26 protein-coding genes are annotated in these 20,574 nt (G+C 46.7%); all 26 read left to right on the top strand.

The features are described from left to right. Nucleotides 1-14 precede the first annotated feature (14 nt). The 26 genes from FGS84_RS24965 to FGS84_RS24840 all read left to right on the top strand — a co-directional run bounded on the left by FGS84_RS24965 (nucleotide 15) and on the right by FGS84_RS24840 (nucleotide 20,427). The gene (locus FGS84_RS24965) at nucleotides 15-1,604 is read left to right on the top strand and encodes a DUF935 domain-containing protein (protein WP_009295609.1); all 1,590 of its coding nucleotides are present in this window, start codon (nucleotides 15-17) and stop codon (nucleotides 1,602-1,604) included. Beyond that, nucleotides 1,604-2,344: a phage minor head protein gene (locus FGS84_RS24960; protein WP_138310982.1), complete on the top strand. Its 741-nt coding sequence runs from the start codon at nucleotides 1,604-1,606 to the stop codon at nucleotides 2,342-2,344. The genes FGS84_RS24965 and FGS84_RS24960 overlap by 1 nt, the downstream gene beginning before the upstream one ends. 126 nt (nucleotides 2,345-2,470) lie before the next feature. Then, entirely contained in the window at nucleotides 2,471-3,538 is a 1,068-nt protein-coding gene (locus tag FGS84_RS24955) for a phage protease (protein ID WP_138310981.1), read from the top strand. 3 nt (nucleotides 3,539-3,541) lie between these two features. Next, nucleotides 3,542-3,931, top strand: a complete 390-nt coding sequence (locus FGS84_RS24950; protein WP_009295612.1) for a hypothetical protein — start codon at nucleotides 3,542-3,544, stop codon at nucleotides 3,929-3,931. A 14-nt stretch (nucleotides 3,932-3,945) separates the two neighbouring features. Further along, nucleotides 3,946-4,848: a Mu-like prophage major head subunit gpT family protein gene (locus tag FGS84_RS24945; RefSeq protein WP_009295613.1), complete on the top strand. Its 903-nt coding sequence runs from the start codon at nucleotides 3,946-3,948 to the stop codon at nucleotides 4,846-4,848. Between the two features lie 16 nt (nucleotides 4,849-4,864). After that, nucleotides 4,865-5,317, top strand: a complete 453-nt coding sequence (locus tag FGS84_RS24940) for a DUF1320 domain-containing protein (protein WP_009295614.1) — start codon at nucleotides 4,865-4,867, stop codon at nucleotides 5,315-5,317. Nucleotides 5,318-5,321: 4 nt separating this feature from the next. Beyond that, nucleotides 5,322-5,810, top strand: a complete 489-nt coding sequence (locus FGS84_RS24935) for a phage virion morphogenesis protein (protein ID WP_009320356.1) — start codon at nucleotides 5,322-5,324, stop codon at nucleotides 5,808-5,810. A gap of 3 nt (nucleotides 5,811-5,813) precedes the next feature. Beyond that, complete coding sequence (locus FGS84_RS24930; protein WP_009320355.1) at nucleotides 5,814-6,287, top strand: hypothetical protein; 474 nt, start codon at nucleotides 5,814-5,816, stop codon at nucleotides 6,285-6,287. A 12-nt stretch (nucleotides 6,288-6,299) separates the two neighbouring features. Next, nucleotides 6,300-6,512, top strand: coding sequence for a hypothetical protein (locus FGS84_RS24925; protein WP_009295617.1), 213 nt, complete (start codon nucleotides 6,300-6,302; stop codon nucleotides 6,510-6,512). Then, the gene (locus FGS84_RS24920) at nucleotides 6,512-7,930 is read left to right on the top strand and encodes a DUF2586 domain-containing protein (protein WP_009295618.1); all 1,419 of its coding nucleotides are present in this window, start codon (nucleotides 6,512-6,514) and stop codon (nucleotides 7,928-7,930) included. The genes FGS84_RS24925 and FGS84_RS24920 overlap by 1 nt, the downstream gene beginning before the upstream one ends. Nucleotides 7,931-7,947: 17 nt before the next feature. Then, on the top strand, nucleotides 7,948-8,394 hold the full coding sequence (locus FGS84_RS24915) for a hypothetical protein (protein WP_009295619.1): 447 nt from the start codon (nucleotides 7,948-7,950) through the stop codon (nucleotides 8,392-8,394). A gap of 39 nt (nucleotides 8,395-8,433) precedes the next feature. After that, complete coding sequence (locus tag FGS84_RS24910; RefSeq protein ID WP_009295620.1) at nucleotides 8,434-8,829, top strand: hypothetical protein; 396 nt, start codon at nucleotides 8,434-8,436, stop codon at nucleotides 8,827-8,829. Nucleotides 8,830-8,861: 32 nt separating this feature from the next. Continuing rightward, a complete protein-coding gene (locus FGS84_RS24905) occupies nucleotides 8,862-9,053 on the top strand; it encodes a hypothetical protein (RefSeq protein WP_138310980.1) in 192 nt (63 codons plus the stop codon). A 102-nt stretch (nucleotides 9,054-9,155) separates the two neighbouring features. Continuing rightward, on the top strand, nucleotides 9,156-12,206 hold the full coding sequence (locus FGS84_RS24900; RefSeq protein ID WP_138310979.1) for a phage tail tape measure protein: 3,051 nt from the start codon (nucleotides 9,156-9,158) through the stop codon (nucleotides 12,204-12,206). A gap of 13 nt (nucleotides 12,207-12,219) precedes the next feature. Beyond that, nucleotides 12,220-12,771: a hypothetical protein gene (locus FGS84_RS24895; RefSeq protein ID WP_009295623.1), complete on the top strand. Its 552-nt coding sequence runs from the start codon at nucleotides 12,220-12,222 to the stop codon at nucleotides 12,769-12,771. 15 nt (nucleotides 12,772-12,786) lie between these two features. Beyond that, nucleotides 12,787-13,557 (top strand): hypothetical protein, encoded by a 771-nt coding sequence (locus FGS84_RS24890; RefSeq protein ID WP_009295624.1) that lies wholly within the window; start codon nucleotides 12,787-12,789, stop codon nucleotides 13,555-13,557. After that, the gene (locus tag FGS84_RS24885) at nucleotides 13,550-13,843 is read left to right on the top strand and encodes a hypothetical protein (RefSeq protein WP_009295625.1); all 294 of its coding nucleotides are present in this window, start codon (nucleotides 13,550-13,552) and stop codon (nucleotides 13,841-13,843) included. The genes FGS84_RS24890 and FGS84_RS24885 overlap by 8 nt, the downstream gene beginning before the upstream one ends. Next, nucleotides 13,843-14,268, top strand: coding sequence for a hypothetical protein (locus tag FGS84_RS24880; RefSeq protein ID WP_009295626.1), 426 nt, complete (start codon nucleotides 13,843-13,845; stop codon nucleotides 14,266-14,268). Before FGS84_RS24885 ends, FGS84_RS24880 begins: the two co-directional genes overlap by 1 nt. Continuing rightward, nucleotides 14,265-15,416 (top strand): baseplate J/gp47 family protein, encoded by a 1,152-nt coding sequence (locus FGS84_RS24875; RefSeq protein WP_138310978.1) that lies wholly within the window; start codon nucleotides 14,265-14,267, stop codon nucleotides 15,414-15,416. The genes FGS84_RS24880 and FGS84_RS24875 overlap by 4 nt, the downstream gene beginning before the upstream one ends. 7 nt (nucleotides 15,417-15,423) lie before the next feature. After that, nucleotides 15,424-16,725 carry a hypothetical protein gene (locus FGS84_RS24870; protein WP_009295628.1) on the top strand — a complete coding sequence of 434 codons (1,302 nt, stop codon included), beginning with the start codon at nucleotides 15,424-15,426 and terminating at the stop codon, nucleotides 16,723-16,725. 1 nt (nucleotide 16,726) lies between these two features. Next, nucleotides 16,727-17,107: a phage tail protein gene (locus tag FGS84_RS24865; RefSeq protein WP_009295629.1), complete on the top strand. Its 381-nt coding sequence runs from the start codon at nucleotides 16,727-16,729 to the stop codon at nucleotides 17,105-17,107. Between the two features lie 14 nt (nucleotides 17,108-17,121). Then, on the top strand, nucleotides 17,122-18,045 hold the full coding sequence (locus FGS84_RS24860; protein WP_138310977.1) for a hypothetical protein: 924 nt from the start codon (nucleotides 17,122-17,124) through the stop codon (nucleotides 18,043-18,045). Between the two features lie 240 nt (nucleotides 18,046-18,285). After that, nucleotides 18,286-18,693 (top strand): hypothetical protein, encoded by a 408-nt coding sequence (locus FGS84_RS31270; protein WP_207671140.1) that lies wholly within the window; start codon nucleotides 18,286-18,288, stop codon nucleotides 18,691-18,693. Next, entirely contained in the window at nucleotides 18,635-19,006 is a 372-nt protein-coding gene (locus FGS84_RS24850) for a hypothetical protein (protein ID WP_138310976.1), read from the top strand. Before FGS84_RS31270 ends, FGS84_RS24850 begins: the two co-directional genes overlap by 59 nt. Beyond that, nucleotides 18,999-20,198 carry an RNA-directed DNA polymerase gene (locus FGS84_RS24845; RefSeq protein ID WP_009295632.1) on the top strand — a complete coding sequence of 400 codons (1,200 nt, stop codon included), beginning with the start codon at nucleotides 18,999-19,001 and terminating at the stop codon, nucleotides 20,196-20,198. Before FGS84_RS24850 ends, FGS84_RS24845 begins: the two co-directional genes overlap by 8 nt. Further along, nucleotides 20,170-20,427 carry a hypothetical protein gene (locus FGS84_RS24840; protein ID WP_009295633.1) on the top strand — a complete coding sequence of 86 codons (258 nt, stop codon included), beginning with the start codon at nucleotides 20,170-20,172 and terminating at the stop codon, nucleotides 20,425-20,427. The genes FGS84_RS24845 and FGS84_RS24840 overlap by 29 nt, the downstream gene beginning before the upstream one ends. Nucleotides 20,428-20,574: the final 147 nt, after the last annotated feature.

The following is a 20,574-nucleotide window of genomic DNA, read 5'->3' as shown; positions in this document are numbered from 1 at the left end:
AGGTGTGATACAGCATGGCAAAAAGAAAGAAAAGGAACCGGGGCGGAGGAGTACCCTTCAATCCGGATGTAGATACAGGAACAAAAAGACCCGTGACCGCAAGAGTGGCGGTTGGGGATGTCAATGACAAGTTCTCTGATTATCCATCCAACGGACTGACACCACGCAGGCTTGCCCGTATCTTTCGGGAAGCTGATGAAGGGAATGTCAGGGCACAGATGGAGCTCTTTGAGGAGATGGAGGAAAAGGATACACACCTCTTCTCACAGATGCAGACAAGAAAGCTTGCTGTGACGGGTCTTGATTGGGAAGTGCAGCCATTCTCTGAAGATGAGATTGACAAGGAGATAGCGGACTTCATAGATGAGCAGCTCAAGGGAATTGAGAACTTTGATGAAGTGCTCATTGATATGTTGGATGCCATTGGAAAGGGTATCAGCATCATGGAGCTTGCATGGACAGTAGAGGATGGAAGGAATGTCATTGAGGATATTGAGTATGTGCATCCTAAAAAGCTTGTGTGGGATAGTACCACGGATGAGCTGAAGGTATGCACAAGAGAGTATCCTTCCGGTGTGGAGCTTCCGGAGAATAAGTTCGTAGTACATAAGTACAAGGCAAAGTCAGGACACGCAAGCCGGGCAGGAATTATGAGGGTTGTCTCATGGATGTACCTGTTCAAGAACTATGACATCAAGGATTGGGTGAGCTTCTGTGAAGTGTTCGGTATGCCGCTCCGTCTTGGTAAGTATGATGCTTCTGCATCAGAGAGTGACAAGAAGCAGCTCATGGAAGCCATCATCAGTCTTGGAACGGATGCAGCCGGGATTGTGCCGAGCTCCACAATGATAGAGTTCATTGAGTCACAGAAGACCACAAGCGTAGAGATATATGAGAAGCTTGCCCGGTATTGTGATGAGCAGATAAGCAAGGCAATCCTTGGACAGACACTCACATCAGACAGCGGCGGAGGCTCTTATGCACAGTCAAAGACCCATAACGAGGTCAGGCATGACCTGACTGTAGCTGATGCAAAGTCATTAGCTGTGACAATCCGCCGGGACATTATCAGACCGCTTGTAGAGTTTAACTATGGAAGTGAAGCAAACATACCATTCTTTGGCTTTGACTGCCATGAGGTGGAAGACCAGAAGGAAGTAGTTGAAATATACAAGACACTTGCCTGTGATATGGGGCTTGAGATACCAAAGAGCCACATATACAAGAAATTCAACATACCGAAGCCGGAAAACGGTGAGGAAGTCCTGAAGCCGCCGCAGGCAGGAATGATGACAGCACAGCAGCAACCAATGGAAACAACGGAGGAGCTGAAGCTGAAGCAGGAAGAGGGACAGGCAGAACAGAGACAGGTGGACACAATCGTCTCCATTGCTAATAAGCAATCAGAGGACATCTTCCGGGAGATGATGAAGCCTATTTTCAAAATGATTGACAAAGCGGAGGACATGGATGAGCTGCAAAAGGTTCTGAAGGATGAAAAGAAGCTCCGTGAGTTGTATCAGGATATGGAGAGCCCGGAGCTTGAAGACCTGATACAGCAGGGCATCTATCTGTCACACCTGATAGGGAGGTCAATGGACTAATGGATGTATTGTATGGACTGACAAAGGACTTTGTCTTCAAGGAGGCGGTGGCGTTCCTGAAGGGGAAGAGAACACTGACAAGTGAAGAGTATAAGATGCTGTCTGATGAGAGCCGGGCAAAGGCTTTCACGGTGTCAGGATATACAAGTCTTGAAGTCCTTCAGGAGTTTCTTGACTGCCTGACAAAAGCAGCAGAAGAAGGAACCACCAAGGAGCAGTTCCTGGAAGATATGAACAGGTTCCTTGAGGAGCATGGATATGAGGGCATCAATCCTTGGAAGTGTGACAACATCTTCAGGACTAACATGCAGACCGCCCTCAATGCAGGACACTATAAGAGCATGACAAATGAGACCACAATGAAGCTAAGACCATATTGGAGATACCGGACAGCCGGAGACGGACATGTGAGAGAGTCACATGCAGTCATGGAAGGAAGAGTGTACCGGGCAGATGACCCTATATGGGATGTATGGTACCCACCCAACGGGTTCCGGTGCCGCTGCATGGTGGTGAGCTTGTCAAAAAAACAGGTTGAAAGGATGGGATTGCATGTTGAAACAGAGGCACCGTATGATGTGGACTACTCCACCGGAGAGATACTCACAAAGTTTCCTGACAAGGGCTTCTCCAATAACCCGGCAAAGACCGTATGGAAGCCGGACATGACCAATATATCTCCGGAGCTTAGGAAGATGTTTAGGGAGAGAAAACAGCCGGAAGATGGTGAAACAAAATGAGAGCCTTTTTAAGAGGCTGTGAGTGTTCGGATAGGTAAATCTAAGGATATTTACATTGAGAAGCTCTAAGGGGCGTTATAACGCGTTATAACGCTATCAGAAAGCAAAGGAAAGAGGTGAGCGGATATGGCAAAGCTGATTGCATGTGCCGGACAGGGCGTGGAGCTCTCCGGTGTGCCTACAGAAATCAAAATACTTCCCCTTGGAAGAGTACATTCCCAAAAGGGGGACTTCAATGTGGATGATGAGAGCTTTGAGCTCATCCGGAAACAGTTCAAGGACAGAAAGCTTGACCTTGTCATTGATTATGAGCACCAAACACTGTCAGATGTGCAGGCTCCGGCAGGCGGATGGATAAAAGACCTCTACAAAGGTGAAGATGCCATCATTGCAAAGGTGGAATGGACACCAAAAGCAGCCGAGTACCTGAAGAATAAGGAGTACAGATACCTCTCCCCGGTGGTATTGGTGCGAAAAAGAGACCAAAAGGCAACAGCAATACACTCTGTTGCACTTACAAACACACCTGCTATTGATGGGATGTTTGCATTAGTGAACTCCCTTGATATAGAGGACATTTCAGAAGGAGGAAATATCATGGACTTAAAGGAACTTGCAAAGGCATTAGGACTTCCGGAGACCGCAACGGAAGAGGAAATCAAGAAAGCGGTTGAGGATGCTGCAAAAGCAGCAGAGAAGCTCAAAGAAATGGATGGAAAGAAGCCGGGTGAAGGAGATGGGAAGCCGGGAGATGGTGAACCGAAGCCTGAAGGGGCTGACATGGTGGCAAACAGCACCATCCTTTCCATGCTTGGACTGAAGGCGGATGCCAAGACCGAGGATGTGGCAGCTTCCATCATGGCTCTGAAGGCAGGAGCACCGGATACACAGGCTGAACTCCTTGCACTCAAGCAGCGTATGGCTGAAAGAGATGCAGATGAGGAGGTTCAGAAGGCATTGAAGGCAGGAAAAATCACAGCCGCACAGTCTGAATGGGCTAAGTCATACGCCCTGAAGGATATGGAAGGCTTCAAGGGCTTTGTGGACAAGGCTCCTGTAGTAGTTCCGCAGGGCAAGCTTGACCTGAAGGATGCTCCGGCAGCTTCCAACTCTGATGAGGTGGATGTAGCCATCCTCAAGAACATGGGAGTATCCATGGAGGATGTTAAGAAGTACAACAAGAAGGAGGACTAAGAGATGAACAGAGCAGGAAACGAGAGAACCGGGAACCGGATGCTCAACATCCCTGTCAAGGGAGGAGCAGAACTGACAGAGGCAACAATGGCAGCCATCAATTCAGATGGTTATGCAGTAGAGGCAACTGCTTCCGCCGGGCTCCTGATTGCCGGATGTGTGCAGAGATATTGTGACAACCGTAACGGGGCAGATGGTGAGCAGACTGTCAGTGTGAAGCGTGGGACATTCGTATGGGAGAATGATGGAACCATCAAAGAGACTGACATCCTGAAGAAGTGCTACATCAAGGATGAGAAGACAGTGACCATCACAGCGGATGGCTCAAGTGTAGCAGGCACCATCTTAGAGGTAGATGATGATGGCGTTACCGTAGACATAACACAGGTATAAGGAGGACATGAAACATGATTGTTAATCAGGCAAATTTACACGGACTTACAGTGGGATACTCAACAGCTTTCAACAAGAGCTTTGATACCACACAGTCCAATTATCAGAAGGTTGCAACTGTGGTACCGAGCACCACAGGAGAGCAGGATTACAAGTGGCTTGGTCAGATGCCGGGCATGAGAGAGTGGATTGGTGAGAGAGAAGTACAGGCTCTTGCTGCTTATGACTACCTCATCAAGAACAAAAAGTTTGAGATGACCATTGGTGTACCGAGAGATGACATTGAGGATGACAAGTATGGAGTGTATACTCCTCTCTTCTCCAACATGGGAGAAGCTGCTGCATTGCAGCCGGATGAGCTTGTCTTTGGTGCTATGATGAGCGGCTTCAATGAGAAGTGCTATGACGGGCTTTCATTCTTTAATACAGCCCACAAGGTAGGTGATGCGACCTACAGCAACAGAAGCAATAAGAAGCTGTCAAGGGAGTCCTACATGGAAGGAAGAAGCTCCATTATGAGCATCAAGGGAGATAAGGGCAAGAGCCTGAAGCTTGTGCCTGACCTTTTGGTTGTACCTCCGGCATTGGAGGAGACAGCAAGGCTCATCTTGGAAGCAGACCAGATTGACGGTACCACAAACGTGCTGAAGGGAACAGCAAAGCTTCATGTAGAGCCTGCCCTTGCAGAGCATCCGGAGTATTGGTTCCTTCTTTGCACCAACCGCTTCCTGAAGCCTTTCATCTATCAGCTTAGAAAGAAAATCAAGTTCACATCCTTAACAAGAGACACTGATGAGAATGTCTTCATGTTGGATGAGTACCTGTATGGAGCTGATGGAAGAAGCAATGCAGGATATGGTTTTTGGCAGATGGCGTATGGCTCTACCGGAGAAGTAGAAGCACAGGCACAGGGATAAGAAGTAGGTGATTGGAATGTACTGTACTGTTGGAGAGGTTCTTGAAATGATAAAGGATGATATGAAGAATGTCATCATTGGAGATGAGTACATAGAAGATGAGCAGGAGCGTGAAGCTAAGATTGCAACACTATGTGAGTCTGCTATATCTGATGCTTGTGCCGAGATTGACGGGTACCTTGCCAAACGGTACAGAGTTCCCTTCACTAAGACACCACAGGTCATCAACAAATTTGCAAAAGACATATCTGTATACAACCTTGTATCAAGGACAGGTATAGATGAGAGTGACCGGGAGAAGACCTTCCTGAACCGATACAACGCAGCCATCAAGTTTCTGCTTGATGTGGCAAAGGGCATCATAAGCATAGGCGTTGAGGAAAAAGGAGGAAGCAGCGAAGCAGCCAATGGCTTCAAGATGAAGTCTTCAGGCAGGGTGTTCTCAAGGGACAGTATGAGAGGATGGTGATGGGATGTCGTCAATCAGGGCAGAGATGTCCGGAGATACTGATGAGCTGCTCCAACGCCTGAACCGATTGAGCCACCTTGAGACCCGTGGGGTTCTGAACTCCATAGCGGAAGGATTGAGGACTTCCACAGTGGAACGCTTCACGGAGGAGAAGACTCCGGAAGGTACAAGTTGGAAGCCATCCATCCGGGCACAGGAGGAAGGCGGCAAGACGCTCACCAAGACCACACAGCTCAAAACAAGCATCCGGTCAGAAGTGAGTGACAGTGGACTTGCAGTAGGTACCAATGACATCAGGGCTGCCACACACCAATTTGGTGATGAGCGGACAATAAGAGCAAAGAATAAAAAGTACCTCACATTCAAGATTGGTGGACAATGGAAGAGAGTAGCCTCTGTCAAAGTAAGCATACCACCAAGACCGTTCTTGGGTATCAGTGAAGAGGATGAGCAGGACATCAAGGACACCTTGGAGGAAATTTTTGAGGAGTAGGACATGGTAAAGGAAAGGAACTACTTAATAGAAACGCTGAAGAGCTCCGGCATCAAGAGTCAGGTCTACACCAATATGAAAAAGCTGAAGGCAGGAAACGAAGTCCACGTTGGTGCAGTATTGCGAAACGGTGAGACATTCGCACGCTCCGGCTCAAAAAAAACATACATAGACCAAGAGGGGCAGCGGAAGCGTAGAGTGAAGCTGTGGGACAGGAGCACATCACTCCATATAGTGATAGCGGACACATCAGAGGAGAAGGTGGAGGAAATCCTTGAGAACTTTCTCCGAAACCTGAAGAAGGGAATTGATGTGGATGGTAACTGGGTGAATATCGTGGTAGGTGAAGCGGACTGGGTAGAAGAGGGTGACAGTATCCTGAAGGCGAAAGTAGCGGTACAGTTCGACATCACTTTTGAAGGCGGTATCTATCAAGATAGAGACATTAAGCCAATGGACATTGGCTCTGTCGGATAAGGAGGAATAATCATGGCAGAAACAAAACAGGCTGCATCCTTAATGAGCATTGAGGAACTCAAGCAGAAACTTGGTGTATCTGATGCGGTGTTTGAAGGAACGAAGGCAGCAAACGGATGGAAGAGTGGAAGACAGGTGGAAGAGAAAGAGTTCAAAGAAGCCTGTGAAGCCTTCCGGAAAGCCCCGGTTGACGGGAGTAAGAAAGACAAGGAGGCAAAGGGATAATGTTTGGAGATGTAAATGTAAAAGTCGAAGACGGGAACCTTGGGAGAAGCAGCTCCACGGGTACCGGGACATCAATCAAAATCGGCATTTCCAATGTGGAAAGCAAGTCACCTATCCTGATTAGTGGCACAATGAACGCCAAGAAAATCAAGGAGAAGGTTGGCAACACACCTCTTGCTGATGCCTGCATTGATGCGGTTGAGTGGGGAGCATCCTCAATCTATTGCATCCCGGTGAAAGCAGGGACAGCCGGAACCATTGGAAAAATCACGGAAGACCAAAAGGGATACGGTACCTTTGAGGTAAAGGGAAGCCCTAACAATGCCTATGACATTGTGGTTGAGGTAATGGATGCCGGAGAGTGCAATGAGGGAAGCTTCAGATACTCATTGGATGGAGGAAATACCTTCACAGAGGAAATGACAATACCTATCACCGGAGAGGCAGAACTGGCAACTACCGGACTGACTGCAAAGTTCACGGATGCAGAAGGCGGTGACAGCTTTATGGAGGGAGACCGTTTCACATTCTCCACCACATCACCGGCTATGAGCAATGAGTCAGTAATCAGTGCGGTTGAGAGCCTCATCAACAGCCCTCTTATGTTTGAGTTTGTTCATATCGTTGGAGTATCATCCAAGGCTTTGTGGGCTTCTCTGTGTACGATTGCCAATGACTTCCTGACTAAGTACAAGAGACCTCTGTTCTTTGTCTGTGAGGCAAGAGGAAAGAAGGCAGATGAGAGCCTTGAGGATTATGTGAACGCAATGCTTGAGGAACGGAAGGGCATCAACAATATCTACATGCAGGTTGTATGTAGCAATTCCCGTTATCAGAGAATGGATGGAAGGGTTCAGGACATCAACAATGCAGGAATTGTGACCGGACTCTATGGAAGAGCCAAAGAGTCACAGAGCATTGGAGAGGTGAAGAGCTTCCCTATCTCTGAAGCAAAGCTTCTCAAGCTCCTTCCTGAAGGAATTGAGGACTATATTGAGACCTTGGACAAGGCAAAGTATGTGACCATCAGGCAGTACATTGGCAAGGAAGACTACTATGTGACCTCTGCAAATATGATGTCACCTGAAGGTAGTGACTACTCCTATGCTGAAGATGTCAGGGTGTCGAACAGACTTGTCAAGGCTGTCAGGGCAAAGGCACTTGATGAGCTTCAGGTGGAGGTTGACCCCGGAGATATTGAGACAAGCATCACAAACATTCAGGAGCAGCTCAATACACCTGTGGAAGATGCAGTCCGTGATAAAGTCATCAGCTCCGGAAGCGTGACCATTGACACGGAGAACCTCAACATCCTTGTGGATGAGAAGCTTGACATCAATATCACTTATGTACCTATGGGACATGTGAGGGAGATGAACCTCACCTTTGCAGTAGAGAACCCTTATGCAGCATCTTAGGAAGGAGGTAGATACAGATGGCAAATAAGCAGTTAATCAACGGAAAAGTCTATGACTGGTCAAGCGTGACAATCACAGCTTCCGGCATGGAAAACATGGAACCCATGGAAATCTCCTATGACGATGAGCAGGAGAGTGAGCCTATCTATGGCAGGGGCGGAAAGATTAGAGGTTATGGTACCGGAAATCAGAAAAACTCCGTCAAGCTTTCCTTGCTCCGTGAGGACTTCAATGAGATGTGCAGGGTCATCCAGTCCAAGGGATATAAGAACTTCTACAAGTATGTTATCCCGAAGATTGTAGTGAACTATGCAGACGAAGGAGCTGCAACCTGTACGGATGTACTGACCAACATTGTGCTGTCGAAGCGTAGCTTCAAGGCGGCACAGGGAGATAAGTCCATGAAGGTAGACCTTGATGGTATCGCCATGGGCGGCATCAAAATCAATGGTCTTGATGCGTAACTAATAACAAAATAAATGACAAAAACGGAGGTATAAACCATGAATGATACAAGAGAAGAGCAGCTCCTCAATGCAGGAAAGGCTGCTGATGCAGAGAAGAGGACAGATGTGGAGAGCCTGAAGAAGAAATATGCAGCTTCAGATGAGAAGGTCTACACGGTAGTAACAACGGTACAGGTGGATGATGAGACAGAGGATGAGTTCACATTCCTCTTCAAGAAGCCGAAGGCAGCATCCTATGACAGATATGTGAAGACCATGTCCAACTCTGTGACAAAGGCATCTAAGAGCTTTGCTTTTGACAACATCATTGATGAGCAGAGAGACATGCTCAAGGAAACAGTGGAAGAGTATCCGGCAATCACTATCAGCCTTGCAGATAAGCTTCTCCGTATGCTTGGACTGGCAGACACTACATCAGTAAAAAAGCTGTAGAGGATGCCAAGGAGCGGTTCAAGAGCAGCTTTGTGAGCTATGGGAAGATGGTCATATATACCTATCTTCCCAAGGAACTGCTTCCAGAAAGCTTTGAAGACCTGACCTTTGAGGAGTTCTTTGAGCTGTATGGTCAAGCGGACTGTGCAAGAGAGATGAGAATTGAAGATATTGAGACAGGCGTAGCAAAAGGAATAGCAGACAATTTTAGTAATGACGAATAAAAAAGCCCCACAGCCGGAAACTGTGGGACTTGATACACCTCTATGGTCTTGTAAGGAATAGTATATCACATTTTAAGTAAAAAGCAACAGGGAGGTGGTTGCATGGGTATGGAGTCAGTATACAAATTGTCTGTCATCCTGAACTTGGTGGATAATCTTTCCGGTCAGATGAACAGTGTGCAGAGCAGCGTATCCGGTAGTGTAGACAAGCTCAATTCTGCCTTTGGAACCATGCAGAAGGCAGGGGTAGCAATGGCAGGAATAGGTGGAACCATCACCGGGCTTGCCATGAAAACAGTCACAGCCACCTTTGATACACAGAACGCACTTGGAGAGCTTTCCTCTTTGGGAGTGAAAGACCTGAAGGCGGTGGAGGATGCGGCAAAGAGCTTCTCCAACACATGGGCAGGAACAAGCAAAGCGGACTTCATAACGGCATCCTATGATATTAAATCAGGTATAGCATCCTTGACGGATGAAGGCGTGGCACAGTTCACACAACTGGCAGCCCTGACGGGTAAAGCCACAAAATCAACAACGGAAGAGATGGGCTCACTATTTGCCACAGGTTACGGTATCTATAAAGGTTTTTATGATGATATGTCTGACCTTGAGTTTGGTGAGATGTTCTCCGCCGGAATTGCAACAGCAGTTAAGAACTACAAGACATCCGGCTCCGAGATGGCAAGTGCGATATCAGCACTAGGAGCCACAGCTACAAATGCCAATGTCCCACTTGAAGAACAGCTTGCCATAATGGGACAGCTTCAGACTACAATGTCCGGTTCTGAAGCAGCAACAAAGTATAAGTCCTTCCTCAATCAGGCATCCAGTGCCGGAGAGAAGTTGGGACTGACCTTCCTTGATACCAACAATCAGCTACTATCAATGCCGGACATCCTGACAGAGCTGAAGAGTAAATATGGGGAGACCATTGATGCAGTAGAGAAGAGGGAACTGAAGGAAGCCTTTGGAACGGATGAGGCGGTTGCCCTTATAGACCTTTTATACAACAATGTTGAGACCCTTGACAGTGGAATACAGGACTTGCAGGGAAGCATGAAAAACGGAATATCTGTGACGGAGGAGATGGCGGAAGCCATCAACAACACACCGGAGCAGAAGTTCCAAGTGCTGAAGCAACAGATACACAACAATGTGGAGGAACTTGGAAATGGACTACTTCCGGCAGTCAACAATACCATGGACAAAGTGAGCGGACTGATACAGAAGGGTTCCAAGTGGATAAGCAACAATCAGGAAACGGTTCAGAGCATTATGAACATAGCCCTGAAGCTTGGAGTGTTCCTTGTGATAGCAGGAAGCGTGATGGGTGTGATAGGAAGCCTTGGAAAGCTTTTCCTGTCAGCAAAGAACGCTATAGGACTTGTGAAGACCGCAACCTTGGGAATGAATACAGCCTTCCTTGCTTCCCCTATAACGTGGGTGATAGCCGGAATAGTGGCTCTAGTAGCCGCCTTTGTAGTCCTATGGAATAAGTCAGAAGCCTTCCGTGGCTTTTGGATTGGACTATTTGAACAGGTGAAATCATCCTTCATGCAGGCATGGCAGACATTGAAGCCTGCCCTACAAAATCTAGGTCAGAAGTTCATGGAACTGTATCAGGCGGTGCAGCCAATCCTTGAGGTACTAGGTGCTGTCTTAGGTGCAGTCCTGACGGTAGCACTTGGTCATTTCGTTGGTTGTATTCAGGGAATTATATCCGCACTGACCCCGTTGACCAATGCCCTCTCAAGTTTGGTGAGCTTTGTTACCAATGTGGTGAACATGATTGTCTCACTATTCAAGGGCGATTTTTCGGGAGCTCTTGGCTTTGCATCCGCAGCAGTCGGAGACCTGAAGGACTTCTTTTTCAACTGCTTTGATGCCATCCTCTCATTCCTTGGTGGGTTTGCATCCGGATTTTTGGATGTGGTTGGTGGTGCATTGTCGGCAATCGGCATAGATGCAACCGAGACCATAACGAAGATGAAGGACACCATCAAAAACGGGCTTGAAGCGGTGAAGGGCTTCTTTGGAAATATCTTAGGAGCTGCATCCGACACCGTGAAGGAAAAGCTTGGCAATATGAAGGCAGCCTATGAAGAACATGGCGGCGGCATCAAGGGCGTAGCAGCGGCGGCTGTAGAAGGCGTGAAGGGATACTACACAGCAGGCTTCACATTCATTGACAACCTGACGGGCGGAAAGCTCACAAACATCAAGAACCAATTCAGTGAGAAGATGTCCGGTGTGGCAAATGCAGTATCATCCGGAATGTTAGCAGCTAAGAACTATGCAAGCACACAGCTCTCCAATATGCAGGCTGCATATCAGTCAAGCGGCGGAGGCATAAAGGGAATTGTAGCAGCAACAATGACAGGAGTACAGGGTACCTTCAGTACAGCATACTCCGTGATAAACAATCTGACAGGTGGGAAGCTTGAGAGTATACGCTCTACTATAAGCAATAAGATACAGGCGGCAAAGGATACGGTCTCTTCAGTTCTTGACAGTATCAAGTCAGCCTTCTCATCAAAACTTGAAGCGGCAAGGTCTGTAGTGTCCAGTACGATTGAGAAAATCAAAGGAGTTTTCAATTTCTCATGGAAGCTTCCGGACTTGAAGCTGCCACATATTAGTGTAAATGGTGGACAGGCACCTTATGGTATCGGCGGAAAAGGTTCATTGCCATCCTTCTCCATCCAATGGTACAAGGAAGGCGGTATCCTGAACGGAGCAACCATCTTTGGAGCAATGGGAGGGAACCTCTTGGGAGGAGGAGAAGCCGGAGCTGAAGCGGTGCTTCCATTATCCAAACTGTGGAAGCAGATGACAGAGATTGTCAAAGGCGTAGTCAAAGGAGAGAACGAAGAAAGCGGTGATACAGTACAGCAGACCGGGGCAAACATCACAAGTGCTTTGACCTCAAAGGCTGCATCAGTACGAAAGGAAAAGGAAAGCAAGACAACAACCACAAAAGAGACATACACATCAGAGAGATGGGGCAAAGAAGGCGGCACCACCATCCATCAGATTAGCTTCACTGTAGATATAAGCAAGATTAAGGACTTGCCTCTGCTCTACAAGCTGATAGATGAGCTGAAGGATGCACAGAACCGGACAGACAGCCCTACTCCGGCAACAACATAGGAGGTGAGGCGGTATGCTGTATGTGCAGGAAAAGGTAGTGAAGCTTGGAGGTATATATCTTGAAGGTCAGGTCACAAGCGTGGAGGTTCAGGAAGCCGGAAGCGTGTATGTGGCACAGGATGAGAAGGGCAGATACAAGAAGTCACAGCCTGTAGGCTATGAAAATGCCAAGGTGATGATAGACATACTGCTTGAGGACACAAAGACTGCTACCACATTGGAACAGCTCACGGAGATGCAGCGGCTTTTCAAGCCTTATGGTCAGGACAAGCCGAAGCTTCTTCCAATAGTCAATGAAGACTGTGCAGTCCGTGGTATCACAAAGGTATACTTCAAGAACCTCACCTCTAAGAAGGTTATATCAGAGAGCAAACGGATAGCTTCATTGGAACTGTGGGCTCCTGATATAGCCGGGATAAAGGTGAAAAAGAAGACCACAAAGAAAAAGACTACTAAAAAGAGCACAAAGAAGTCAAAGAGTAAGAAATCAAAAAGCAAAAGCCCGGCAAAGGACAGCCGGAACACAAGCAGAGGTAAGAAGGCAGCAAGGGCGGCTGTGAAATAGCAGGAGGTGAGAAGCTTGGGATACAAGAAGCTAATATCCCCGGAGTTCCGGGTGACAGTAGGAGACTATGAGGTGACGGATGGTATAGAGGTTGAGTGTTTCTCAAGCAAAGAGTCTCACATGGACTGGTGCCGGGTGGAATTATCACCACAGCTTCAGGGAGTCCTGAAGTTCAAAGATATGGATGAAGCAAGCGTTGAGCTTGGATATGAGGATGACTTTGACAGCCTGATTGATGGATATGTCAGATGCGGTGACACGGACTACTGGAAGGAAATAATGATAAAAGATGACATGATGAAGCTTGACAGAGTGACCATCAAGGCATCCTTTGTAGACTGTGAGCCGCAGGATGTCATCCGGTATGTATTGGCATGTGCAGGGATTGAGGACTATGTGCTGTCTGATGAACATTATGGGAAGAAAGACCTTTTTGTCATTGACAGAAAGAGCGGTATCAATACCATAGCAGAGGTCAACAGCTCATGGGGCATCAAGAACCCGTTCTTCTTTCAGAAAAAGGTATTCTATTGGGGAACCAAGGAAGAACAGAAAGAGATATATGTACTTGAGGAGGGAGAGACCATCCTGTCCCTGAATAAGTACGGAGACCTTTGGGAGGCGGAGACAATAGCCATCCCTTGGATACACCACAGCCAAGAAGTTGAGGTGCAGCACAGCAAATACAGCGGAATTGTAACAGTAGAGAAGACAATAGTGAGAAGTGATGATACCGGAGCGGTACACATGTATATCTATTTTGCAGGAGGTGAGAAGGATGTCTGACATGATGAAGATGTTTGTGGAGCAGGAGCTTCAAAATCAGATAAAAGAGAACTATCCACACATGCAGTATCCGCCCGGCTTATATGCAAAGGTGGTATCTGTGAGACAGAACGGAGAGCTGTATGAAGCAACTCTCAAAATACTTGACAAAAACAAGCAGCCTGACATCCGCTTCCCGGAGGTACCGAAGGTGAAAACTGACATACCTGTCCTGAAGAATGAGATTGTGGCAATCGTGCTCATGTATGGTGAGTGCAAGCCTTATATCATAGGGAGGTGCTTCTGATGCAGATAACAGGTGCAAATGATGTAGACATCATGCTTGATGAAGATGGTCAGCCTGTATCAGACGGGAACGGGGACACAGCCCTTGTATCGGATGATGAATGTTGGCTTCAGGATATTAAGAATGAGGCAATGACAGAAGAGGGTGAGCTCTTCTATGAGGATGAGGAAGGGGATGCAAGCTATGGGTGGAGCCTGCTTGACTTTATGCAGGGAGAGTATGATGACTTCACACAGATGGAAATACAGCAGCGTATCCGTTCCAAGATGTCCAAAAGGGACTATATTGATGCCGGAAGCATACAGACAACGGTGAACTTTGACGGTCATATATACCATATCAGGATAGCCTTCCGGAGGACAGACAGCAATAGTGAATATAACATTGACATTGAGAGCAATGGCGTGGAGGTGATTGTGGAATGATAGATGAGAGCATTATGGAGAAGATTATCCCTCTCCCGGATGAAGATGAGGAGATGGAAAAGGTACAGGGAGAGCTTGAGGGTGAAGGCTTTCCTATAACGAACTTCAAAAAGGGCGGCATCTTCTATCACCTTTGCCGGATGCTTGTGACCATATACATAGAGCTGAAAGAGCTTGCCCGTACTATCGTGAATGGATGCTTCATCAAACATGCTGAAGGAGACTGGCTGAAGATTAAGGCTGCCGACTATTCCAAACAGCAGAAGGAGACAAAGGCAGCAAGAGGTTATGTGAGCATATACAGGAGTGAATACAACAATGCTCTTCAGGTAACAAAAGGACATTGTTTCAAAACAGAACCGGATGCCGGAGGCAATGAGCTGAAGTTCTATTGCTGTGAGAATACGGTCATTGATGCCGGGGAACCTGTAGGAAGAGTGCTTGTGGAGGCTGAAGCTACCGGAACCTATTACAATATAGCACCGGGAAGAATAACCATATCCATGATACACCTTGATGGTGTGGACTATGTGACAAATGAGGATGACTGGCTCTTTGAGGAAGGAGCTGAAGAGGAAGACCTTGAAGACCTCCGTGACAGATGTATGAGCTCATGGGCGGAGCTTGCAACACGAACTATAGAAGAGAAGCTCCGGAACGCTGCAAAGGCTGTACCCGGTGTACTGGATGCCCGGATTGATGCACAGCATCCAAGAGGTCAGGGCACAGTGGATGTGATTGTCACAGGTGCAGCAGGGGAAGCTTCTCCGGAGCTGATAAGAAAGGTGGGTGAAGCCATTGAGCCGCTGAAGGGAAACTATGAGGACTATCTTGTGAAGTCCAGTGAAGTAGTGAGACAGGACTTTGAGCTTGTGATATACCTTGCTGAAGATGCGGCAACGGATGGAGTGGATGCACAGGCAACAAAACTCATTGAGGACATGATGGCTCTGACAAGGGGAGAAATGAATACCCTATACAGGGACAGCATCATCCAAGTGCTTAGTACAAAGATTGATAACTACAGGAAGACAGACATCTTGCAACCGTCTGATGACATGGTTCTTGAACAGGACAAGGTCATCATGGCAGGAGACATCAATGTGACTGTCCGGAACGTAGTACAGAGTGCAAGGGGGAAGGAGTGATGCCGCCATGATAGAGAACTTTATTGAATACATGTGGTATCTGCTCACTACTCCTCTGAAGAAGCTGAAGAAAGCACTGAATAAGTGGTACATCCTTTGCCGGGTGTTCGGCAAGAGGTTTGATGAAGCAAAGGAAGACATACTCCGGGCAAGGGATGAGGGAATGGTTGCTACATGCAGCCATGAAATGCTCCCGGTACATGGAGCTGATAGAAGGCTCACCCGGTATGAAGGAGAACATCCAGAGAACTTCCGCTCAAGGATAGCCATGTATGAGGAGATATGCAAGCTTGGAGGTACCAATGAGGGAGTGCTGCTTGCGGTGAGGACTCTTGGATATACTTCCCCGGTTCTTGTGAGAGCAAATGACCTGACAGGCTTTTCCCATTTCACACTTGATGGAAGTTGGCTCCTTGATGGGAGCCGGACATTGGAGTCTGATACCATTGAAAACAGATGGGCGGAGTTCTACATAGTAATTGTGATGGATGCGGATGAGGAGCATCCTATCAGTTTTGACATTATGCGGAAGACCGTCAGGAAGTGGAAAGAGGTGGGTGCAAAGGACAACTACTTCTTCAAGTATAACTTGAGCATCAGGCAGCCACACACAGGAAACTTCCTTGAGGTACTGTATAAGAAGCATCTGTTCTATTATGACTACAGGAAGCTTGATGGAATGTGGAAACTGGATGGGAGCTATATGCTTGATGCAGAGATGACTCCCGTTGGTACCCGGATAGGATACCGATATGAGAGCCTTTATGAGCTCCATGAAGCCGGGCTTGCAGTTATGGCATACAATTATGCCTGCCGGATGGTAGAGAGTGCCATCCTGAAGGCGGCATACAGCTTCAGGATGTACTATTTTGAATACCTGAAGACAGATGGCTCATGGATAACAGATGGAAGCCATGTGGTGGATGCAGAGATGTCTCCAAGAGAAATGAGATGGAGCACAACATTCCACCATCAGCATGAAGAGGAGCTGCTCCTGAAGCAGCGGTACAGGATGCAGCCTTGTGAGGAGGAATACAGCATCAGGAAGACATTGGAGCGGTACCGGATGGTCATTGACTACTTTGATTATCTGAAGCTCAACGGGCTTTGGAAGCTGACAGGCTCCCGGCTCATGGATGCACAGAGGACAGAATACACCACCAAGCAGGCATACAGCTTTGGTGTAGAACATACAAGGGAGTTCAGGGTGATATGGCATGAAGAGCACAACCTCATCTTCCTTGATGGAACATGGAGCCTTGATGGTTCCAAGATAATAGATGCTTGGCAAAAAACGGAGGTATTGTAGAATGGCAACAAAAAGCGTGATAACCAAAATCAGAAGAAAAAAGATGGCTGAAGCAAGCCATACAACCGGAACGGTTGCAAAGATAACACACATTGCACTTGGTTCCGGCGGTGTCAATGCGGATGGTACCGTGATAGTACCACTTGCGGAGAATGTAGCATTGAAGAAAGAGGTGGTCAGAAAGCCTTATACTTCATCAACCAAGACTTCAGATACATCCTATGAGTACACCATCAAGCTTGAGGAAGATGAGCTTGTTGGTACATTCATCAGTGAGATGGCACTCATTGATGAGGATGGAGATGTGGTGGCGTTCTCTAATTTCCTTGCAAAAGGTAAGGATGAGACAGAGGTGACATTCACCATTGAAGACAACTATTAAGGAGGAAGAAGAAAATGGCAAATATAACAGCAGCAGAGCATCCGAAACTTGTCCTTGAGATGACAGCAATGGAGAGGACAACTCCGGCACACTATGATGAGTGGAATGTGAGACATCAGCAGCTCCTTGACAATGACAAATACCTCAATGAGCAGTTCATCAATGTCTTTTCTGACAGTGCAGCAGCTCATAATTCCATCTACAGAGGGAAGAATCTGACAAATGTGTATACGGTGGATGAAATATGTCAGCGTATCAGTGCAGGAACCTTTAAGGACTTGTATGTGGGTGATTATTTTGACATAAGCATCACTACAGACTTGGGTGGTGCCGAGACAGTCAGATGTATCTTGGCAGGCTTTGATGTATTTTGGAATAATGGAGATACAGCCTTCACAAAACATCATGCTGTGATTGTACCGAAGGACTGCTTCAAGACAAAATCAGTTATGAATGATACAAATGTGACAACAGGTGGGTATGTAGGCTCTAAGATGTATAAAACGGTTCTTCCTGTATATGCAGCAGCCTTGCAAACAGCATTAAATAATCATATACTTAGTCACAGAGAATTGCTGACAACAGCAGTATCTACAACAGGCAATTCAAACGCAGGAGCAGGCATCACAGGATATGCAAGCAACTGGGAGTGGAAGGATTGCTTAGTTAAACTTATGAGTGAGATACAGGTATATGGTTCCACAGTGCTTAGTTCATCATTCTATGATACAGGATGTGATAATATTCAGTTCCCGTTGTTCCGGTTAGCTCCTAACCTGAAGGTAGCAGGACTTGGACATAACGGAAGTAGATGGTGGTATTGGTTGAGTGCTGTGGTGTCGGCGGCGGCGTTTGCTGGTTGTGTCACTGGTGGTTATAGTAATAATGACTACGCCGCCGGGGATGGTGGAGTCCGCCCGTATTTCTGTATCGGTTAATCTTTAATCTGCCCCCTGTATGGGGGCAGATGACCGGAAGGAGGAAATAGGTTGAGCGTTCTGAAGAACAAAAGAAGTGTATCCAGTTTGGAGTTCTATCATAATGCCATAATGCTCCGGAGAGAAATCACAATGCTGCTCCTCCGGGACTTTGGCATCAAGGACAAGGTGAGGAGTGTCAAGTCATTGTATGGGGTGCCGGGAATGGAGCCGGAGGATGAGCAGAAGTTTCGGGAAATAGTGGAGAAGTATGAAATGAAAGCCACGATAATAGAGGAATATCCGGCATGGCTCATAGACAAGATGAGGAATAACATAATGAATATCCTCCACAACATGATAATGAACATCACACAGGCAAATACGATATATCCAGTATGTGAGAGTGAGTTCTATGACCGGAGAAACTTCCAAAATCATGCCATAGGAAACTGTGAGCAGCTCCTTCAGGAGATGCAATACATTATATCCATCATCCCGGTGGATGCACAGAAGTATATCCGATATGTGGAAATGATTGAGAAGGAGATAGCCCTCCTGAAGGGATGGAGAAAGAGTGACAACAAAATCCTGAAGAAAATCAGGGAGAATGAAGCAGCCAAAGCACAGAAAGAAGGTGCTTCCCAAAAGGCTGAAAAACAAGTATAATTATCCGGGGCAAGCTTTGTATCCAGAGACTTTTCCACCGTTGAGTGCTGTGGTGTCGGCGGCGGCGTTTGCTAATTGTAACAATAATGGTAATAGTAATAATAACAACGCCGCCGGGGATGGTGGAGTCCGCCCGATTTCGTGTATGTATACTAAGTGTAGGCTATGTGCCGATATACGATACAGGAAAGGAAAGCTTGTCCTTCCGAAAGGTAAAGAAGCTCATCTTCTGATAGAGGGAGGATGGGGGAACATCTTGATGCACCCTGATACGTCAGTTGGTGCTAGAAACGAGGTGAAGCTCTATGAATGATATGGAGTCTGTATATGATGCCAACTCCCTACTTGATGCCTTTAACAAGTCAAAGAAGGGAACAGCGTGGAAAGAGTCAGTACAGCGGTATGAAATGAACCTTTTGAGGAATATCAACCAAACTCAAAAGGAGATGAAGGATGGAACCTATGAGCAGAAGGACTTCTATGAGTTCAAGCTGCATGAGAGGGGAAAAACAAGGCATATTAAGTCAATGCACATCTCTGACCGTGTGGTACAGAGGTCAGTCTGTGACAATGTGCTTGTCCCGGAGCTCTCCAAGTACCTGACCTATGACAATGGTGCTTCCATGGAGGGCAAGGGTATCCATTTTGCAAGGAAACGGTTGAGCACACATCTTCACAAGTTCTACAGGAAACACAAGAGCAATGAAGGGTATGTATTACTGATTGATTTTAGCAAATTCTTTGACAATATAGTCCATGATGGTCTGATAAAGGAAATGCGGAAAAAGATTGGTGATAAGGAGACGATGAGCTTTATTGAGAAGCTCATAGATACCTTCAGGGTGGATGTTTCCTACATGACTGATGAAGAATATGCTAACTGTATGAAAACGCTGTATAACGCCTTGGAACATGCTCAAATTGATAAGGCAAAGCTGACAGGCGAAAAGTACATGAGAAAGTCCGTGGGTATTGGAAGCCAAATATCTCAAATATCCGGAGTATACTATCCCACAAGGATAGACAACTACTGCAAGATTGTAAAAGGCATGAAATACTATGGGCGGTACATGGATGACATCTACATCATCCATGAAGACAAGGAGTACCTGAAGGGGCTCCTGAATGACATACAAGGGATATGTGATGAGCTTGGACTCTTTATCAATCCAAAGAAAACACAGATAGTAAAGCTGTCACATGGCTTCACATTCCTTAAAATCAAATATAACCTAACAGAGACAGGAAAGGTACAGGAACGTATCAGCAAGGACTCCGTCACAAGGATGCGGAGAAAGCTGAAGAAGTTCCGGAAGCTCATGGATGCCGGGGAGATGTCCTTTGATGATGTGAGATGTGCCTATGCCTCATGGAAGGGCGGTGTGAGCCACTATGACTCATACAATGTAGTTAAGAGTATGGATAAGCTCTTTGATGAGCTTTTTATCCATCCATTTATTGGAGGAGGACACAGAGATGAGCAAAACAACAATGAGCAAAAATGAGATAGAACAGAAAATAAGAGACCTGAAGACCAAGCTCTCATGTCAGGAGTCTGATATTGGGGACTGGAAGATTGCCAAGTGTATTGAGTATTCTACCCTTGGGATGGAGTCACCTTATGACCTTCAGGAACTCCACAAACAGAGACAGGTCATCCGTGATGAGATTGGAGCCTTGGAAGAGGAACTTGCCAAGTGTGAAGATGAGGATGAAGCCGCTTCTGAAAAGTAGGCGTTATTCACAAAATTATTGTCAAAAAAAGCGGAGGGTTTTTCCCTCCGTTTCGTGCTTATAAATACCGGAAATATTTCCCGAAAAGTTTTGTCAAAAGTTTTGAGAAGTTTTGACAAAAATTTTGAGCGGCTACAAAAATCTCCG

The organism is Clostridium sp. 1001271st1 H5 (assembly GCF_005845215.1).
Lineage (GTDB): Bacteria > Bacillota > Clostridia > Lachnospirales > Lachnospiraceae > Enterocloster.
The sequence above is the reverse complement of the archived record's forward strand: the minus strand, read 5'-3'. Positions and strand labels throughout refer to the sequence as shown.